At 41.5% G+C, this 6,293-nt stretch carries 7 protein-coding genes; all 7 read right to left on the bottom strand.

What is annotated here, in order from left to right; translation table 11 throughout:
• Positions 1-60: 60 nt before the first annotated feature.
• Positions 61-1,155 carry a flagellar biosynthesis protein FlhB gene (gene flhB, locus AC1DUA_RS19090; protein WP_477501275.1) on the bottom strand — a complete coding sequence of 365 codons (1,095 nt, stop codon included), beginning with the start codon at positions 1,153-1,155 and terminating at the stop codon, positions 61-63.
• A gap of 14 nt (positions 1,156-1,169) precedes the next feature.
• Entirely contained in the window at positions 1,170-2,249 is a 1,080-nt protein-coding gene (gene fliR, locus AC1DUA_RS19085; protein WP_477501274.1) for a flagellar biosynthetic protein FliR, read from the bottom strand.
• 26 nt (positions 2,250-2,275) lie between these two features.
• Positions 2,276-3,049 (bottom strand): flagellar type III secretion system pore protein FliP, encoded by a 774-nt coding sequence (gene fliP / locus AC1DUA_RS19080; protein ID WP_477501273.1) that lies wholly within the window; start codon positions 3,047-3,049, stop codon positions 2,276-2,278.
• Complete coding sequence (locus tag AC1DUA_RS19075) at positions 3,046-3,675, bottom strand: flagellar biosynthetic protein FliO (RefSeq protein WP_477501272.1); 630 nt, start codon at positions 3,673-3,675, stop codon at positions 3,046-3,048. The genes fliP and AC1DUA_RS19075 overlap by 4 nt, the downstream gene beginning before the upstream one ends.
• Positions 3,676-3,723: 48 nt before the next feature.
• On the bottom strand, positions 3,724-4,086 hold the full coding sequence (locus AC1DUA_RS19070) for a response regulator (protein ID WP_127451060.1): 363 nt from the start codon (positions 4,084-4,086) through the stop codon (positions 3,724-3,726).
• Between the two features lie 24 nt (positions 4,087-4,110).
• Complete coding sequence (gene fliY, locus AC1DUA_RS19065) at positions 4,111-5,403, bottom strand: flagellar motor switch phosphatase FliY (RefSeq protein WP_477501271.1); 1,293 nt, start codon at positions 5,401-5,403, stop codon at positions 4,111-4,113.
• A partial coding sequence (fliM, locus tag AC1DUA_RS19060) for a flagellar motor switch protein FliM (protein ID WP_477501270.1) occupies positions 5,393-6,293 on the bottom strand: 901 nt, incomplete at its 5' end. The genes fliM and fliY, both read right to left, overlap by 11 nt.

Here is a 6,293-nt window from a genome sequence, read left to right as displayed (position 1 = left end):
AATAATGCCTATAAGAACGAACAAATCCTTGACTTTCACTAGATTGTACCTCCCTTCTTATTAATTCGTCTTGCCCTTCATTTTATATACATACGCCAACACTTCTGCGACAGCTTGGAACAGCTCAGCCGGAATCGAGTCTCCTATTTCCACCTGTGCAAAGATCGCACGAGCAAGCGGTTTATTTTCCATCGTGATAATACCGTTGGTCTTGGCAACTTCTTTGATTTTCAAAGCTACATAGTCGGCGCCTTTCGCAATGACGGTAGGGGCTTGCATATTGGTGGAATCATATTTCAGGGCAACTGCAAAGTGAGTTGGGTTCGTAATAATGACATCCGCTTTGGGAACTTCTTGCATCATTCGCTGCATCGCCATCTGACGCTGCTTCGCACGAATTTTTCCTTTGATGAGGGGATCTCCCTCACTTTTCTTGTACTCATCTTTAATGTCCTGCTTGGACATCTTAAGGCTTTTCTCATATTCGTATTTTTGATAAATATAGTCAAAAATGGCAAGTGCAATTAGGACTGAACCTATTTTTATCCCCAACTTTAAAGTTAGAGATGCAATAAACGAAAATGTGCTTTCCAATGGAGAATGACCCAAACCCAACAGTTTAGCCTTTTCTCCCATTAATGTCGTGTAAACAACATATCCGATAATTGTCATTTTCATTGTAGACTTCAGAAAATCCATCACAGTCCGTAAAGAGAAAATCCGTTTAAATCCTTCTATAGGATTAATCTTATTGAATTTCATCATCAAGGGGTCACCGATAAACATAAACCCAATTTGCGCATAATTTCCAATAAACGCGATAATTACCACAAGAAGAAAAATTGGCCCTAAAATAAAAAGCCCTTGCTTGACCAAGTCAGCGAAAAGCACCTGAACCTTGCTAGCCGTAACGTCCATTGTCAGTTGATTCTCATACACATTTCGAAAGATGTTGATCATCTTCTCTTTCATGTATCCACCAAACATTAGAAACGACAAGAAAGAAAAGAGCAAAATAAGTGCCGCGGGTAAGTCCATACTTTTCGCAACTTGCCCTTTTTTGCGTGCATCCTGCCTTTTCTTCGCCGTAGCTGGCTCCGTCTTTTCCCCAGCAAACCATTGTAAATCAAGCTGCAAACGACGTTGTTGGGACACGGCTTTCCTCCTACTTAGGGAGATGGTTGCTGTGTTCCGCTAATGATTTGGAGCAACTTCTCCATGTTATCGAAAATGGTTGAGAACAAATATTGGAATTGCGATATTAATTCCGGGAATAACACAACGAGTAAGAAAAAGCCCAGAATCATTTTAAGCGGTGCACCGATAACAAAAATGTTAAATTGCGGAGCGACCCTCGTTAATAGCCCTAAACCTAAATCCGTTAAAAAAAGCGCCGCTATAATTGGAGCAGCAAGCTGAAACGAAAGATAAAACATTTTAGCCAAAGAATGAAACAAGAAATCAGAAATTTCACCGCTATACATCCGAGCAAACAACTCGTTATCCAGCGGAACCCACTTGTAACTATCCATGATGGCTCTGAGGAGGTAATGATGGCCGTCAAATGAAAGAAATAGCAAAACGGCAATCATATACTTGAGATTACCTAACATTGGCGCTGATGCCCCTGTTAGTGGGTCAATTACGCTTGCCATACTAAAGCCAATTTGCATATCCATAAAAGAACCAGCCGTTTGAACGACCGTAAAAAAGATATAGGCAAGAAAACCAAGCAAAACGCCGATCAGCATTTCACGAATAATCAAAAGAACATATTCACCATCCATGGGAATGGGTTTATCCAACCCCATGCTCGCAAAAATAAGGAATGAGATGAATACGGAAAGACCGATTTTGAACATCATGGGCACATTTCTAGAAGATAAAATCGGCACCACGACAAAGAATGATGTAATTCGACAAAAGATAAGCAAAAAAATAGGAATTGCCTGAAAAACTAATGTCATTGCGCTCACAACCGATCCAACGAATTTGTAAAGGTTGTTGAGTAAATTGAACGTAAAATCAACCAATGTGTTCATGATCCAAGGACCAAAGATGAGGATAGACAACAGTACAGCGACGATTTTTGGAACAAAAGCTAAGGTTTGTTCTTGAATCTGCGTTGTCGCCTGAAAAATACTTATAATCAGACCTACTACAAGTCCAATTACAAGCATGGGAGCACTTGCTTTGAGCACCGTATAAACAGCTTCACCAGCTATTCGTATTACAAATTCCGAACCCATTTAGGAAACCTCCGATATCTTGATCCTCAACTATAGCTTAGGAGTAATGATCTCACCACAAGATACCAGCCATCTACCAAGATAAAAAGTAGAATCTTAAACGGTAATGAAATCATAACAGGCGGTAGCATCATCATCCCCATTGCCATCAAGGTACTGGAAACGACCATATCAATAACCAGGAACGGAATGAATATCATAAATCCCATTTGGAAAGCAGACTTCAACTCACTTATCGCATACGCTGGAACTAATGAAGTTAGCGGAATATCCTCTACGCCTGTAGGTGCCTTTGCTTTGGTGTAATCTAGGAATAACTTTAAATCCTTCTGACGCGTGTGCTTGAACATAAACTTCTTCATCGGCAATGAAGCCTTCTCGAACGCCTGTGTTTGATTGATTTCACCCTTCATGTATGGCTGGAGAGCTACTTGATTAACTTCTCCTAAAGTTGGAGACATGATAAAGAAGGTTAAAAACAGAGCGAGTCCGATTAGAACCTGGTTAGGTGGCATCTGCTGGGTTCCTAGTGAAGTACGGACGAAACCGAGCACAATTACAATTCGTGTAAAACTAGTCATTAGAATAAGAAAAGATGGCGCAAGACTCAAAACGGTTAACAGCAGCAATAACGTTACTGTGTTGGAAGACCCTCCGGCAGTCCCTCCAGTCCCAATGTTTACGTTCAAGCCTGGAATTGGATTGTTAGGATCGGTCTCCGCAGCTGATGCTGTCAAAGAAAGTAGAAACACAGAAACCAACACAATGAGAAGTGTAAAAACTATTTTATTTCGTTTCATTCATCATTCAACCGATCTTTTTGTTTTTGATCAGAAAGCCATTCTTCTACATTTCGATTACGATTAGTTACACGCTGCAGCTTATCATGAAATACTTGCTGAAACGTTGAGGTAATTTCTACTTCTTCTTCGATGTCTTTTTTTCTAATTGGCAGTTTACTGATCCACTTGCTAACAGTTCCGAATCCCATTCGATCATCCTGAGAAGAAATCAAAAGTTCAGTGATGTATGCTACTTCATCGGCGTCATTGATTTTATCCAGTAGCTGAATGTTATCTCCGACGCCAACCACGAAGAGCGAATGTCCAATTTTAACGATTTGAATGGATTTGTTTTGGCCTAGGGGAACTCCACCTATAGATCGAATTGAGTTCCCGAACATTGTTCCTTTATTTTTCTTCGCTACGTACCTAATCAGAACATAGAAAAGGAGAATAATTAATATCAAGAAAAATATGACCTTGAAAATCATACCAAACGTCCCCGTTGGATCGGTACTCGGATAATCCGCTGTTGGAAGTCCTTGCCCGGGTTCTGTTTCAGCAAAACCGACGGACCTTGTATACAACATTGCGGTTAAACTAAGTATTCCTGTTAGCAGTCTTTTCGAGCGGAGTCTTCTCATATCCACATTCCTTTCGGTGTATGTAAGACTCGACCGAACGAAGACGGCTTAACCTAGAGTCTTTTTAATAGCTTCAATAACACGGTCTGCTTGGAAAGGCTTAACGATAAAGTCCTTAGCACCAGCTTGAATTGCATCAATTACCATTGCTTGTTGTCCCATCGCCGAACACATGATCACTTTAGCGCTAGGTTCAATCTTTTTAATTTCTTTCAAAGCTTGAATACCATCCATCTCAGGCATTGTGATATCCATTGTAATCAGATCCGGTTTCAACTCTTTGTATTTTTCGATAGCTTGTGCTCCATCATTCGCTTCTCCACAAACCTCGTAACCATTTTTTGTCAAAATATCACGAATCATCATTCTCATAAATGCAGCATCATCAACAATTAGAATACGGTTAGCCATGAATAAAGTCCCCCTAAAATTAAATTATTGTAACTTTTGAATTCGTTCCCACTGGTTAACAATGTCGGTTACACGAACTCCGAAGTTTTCATCGATGACAACGACTTCGCCTTTGGCAATCAGCTTATTGTTAACTAAGATGTCTACCGGTTCACCTGCTAGCTTATCCAATTCGATAATCGATCCCTGGGAGAGTTCCAAGATGTCTTTAATCACCTTGTGTGTTCTGCCTAATTCTACAGTTACCTTAAGTGGTATATCCAGTAGTAAATTCAGGTTCGTATCATCCGTATGCCCTAATGCACCCGATTGTAAATTTCCAAACTGCACAGGTTGGACATTGACATTGCGATTAGGCATCCCACCGTATGCAGCAGGTGGCTGCTGGTACATGGGTTGCTGCGGTGGATACATCGGCTGCCCCATTGGCGGTTGCATTGGCGGCTGCATTGGTGGTTGCATAGGCTGTTGGTACATAGGTTGTTCATACACAGGCTGCTGTTGTTGATACATTGGTTGCTCATACACAGGTTGAGCAGCTGCAGGGGGCGGTGTATGTACTTCCTGCATAGGCGTTGGTGAAGGCGCCGGCGCTTGTGCAGCAGGTGCAGCTTCCATCGAAGAATCGGAATCGCCACCCATGAGGATAGATACCATTTCTTTGGCGAAAGGAACAGGTAGTAATTGCATGATATTAGAATCAATAAGGTCGCCAATGATTAGTCGGAACGATATCTTTATAAATACGTCCTCGTCGGGTAGTTTTCCTTCTCCTTTCGACAAATTTAATATGTCGATTCCTGGAGGTGAGATATTGACAAATCGATTAAATATGGTAGACATCGATGTTGCCGAGGATCCCATCATTTGATTCATCGCTTCTTGTACAGCACTAATGTGGATTTCGCTAAGATGCTCATCTCCACCAGTGCCATCTCCACCCATCATTAAGTCAGCGATGACTTGGGCATCGCGCGTCTTGATCACTAACAGATTGATGCCATCGAAGCCATCCACATAGTTGACATGTACAGCTACATGAGGTTTTGGAAATTGTTCTTGCAATTCATCTTTACTGATAATCGATACCTTGGGAGTCGTGATGTCGACTTTTTTACCAAGCAAGGTAGAAAGAGCTGTAGCTGCACTGCCAAACGTGATATTACCAATTTCACCCAGTGCGTCTTGTTCTAATGAAGATAAAAAATCTTCAACTTGAGGAGACCCATGAAAAGAAGTGGCTGAACTATCGTCCGAAGACTGTCTCAACAGAGCATCGATCTCTTCCTGGGACAAATAATCTCTATTATTCGTCATAATCTTCTTCTCCTTCATTTACGATATCTGTAATTTGTACAGCCATCTTTCCTTTTAAGGTACCAGGGCTACCGAGATATTTCAGCTTCTCGCCCACTTTGACTTGAAGCGATTCTTCGACGGATTTTTGCAGCGGGATAACATCGCCGACCGTTAAGCCTAGGAAATCTCGAATTGAAATTTCGGACGAACCCAATTCTGCAATGAGGGGTAGCTTGGTTTTTTCCAAGCGGGATTGAAGTGCTTCCACTTCTTCAGGTGCTCTCGTCTTCTTCTGTGAAACAAACCAATGATGTACGGAAAGTCGAGGCATGATTGGTTCAATGACCACATGCGGAATGCATAGATTAATCATCCCTGTCGTATCACCTATTTTGGTGCTCAATGAGATCAGTGCGATTGTTTCATTGGGAGAAACAATCTGCATAAACTGTGGATTAGTTTCAAGTGCCTCTAATCTAGGCTGAATATCAATAACTGTTTTCCATGCCTCTTGCAGGCTGTCGAAAGCCCGGCTAAAAATACGTTCCATGACAATCGTTTCGATCTCAGTTAAAGCATTAATCTTCGTAGGAGTTGTACCCGCACCGCCTAACAAAYGGTCTAACATAGCAAATGCAACGTTGGGATGAACCTCAAGCACCATCCGACCCTCTAAAGGCTCCGCTTCAAAGATGTTCAAAATGGTCATTTTCGGGATCGAACGAATAAATTCATCGTAAGGCAACTGTTCAACCTGAACCACACTAATTTGTACAAACGTACGAAGCTGTGCTGAGAAATAAGTTGTTAAGAACCGCGCAAAGTTTTCGTGAATTCGAGTCAAACTTCGAATATGATCCTTGGAGAAGCGCACAGCTCTCTTAAAATCATAAGCCCTTACTTTCTTC

It is taken from the genome of Paenibacillus sp. 01T422 (assembly GCF_056398785.1).
Note: the sequence above shows the minus strand (reverse complement) of the source record. Positions and strands in the feature narration are given on the sequence as shown.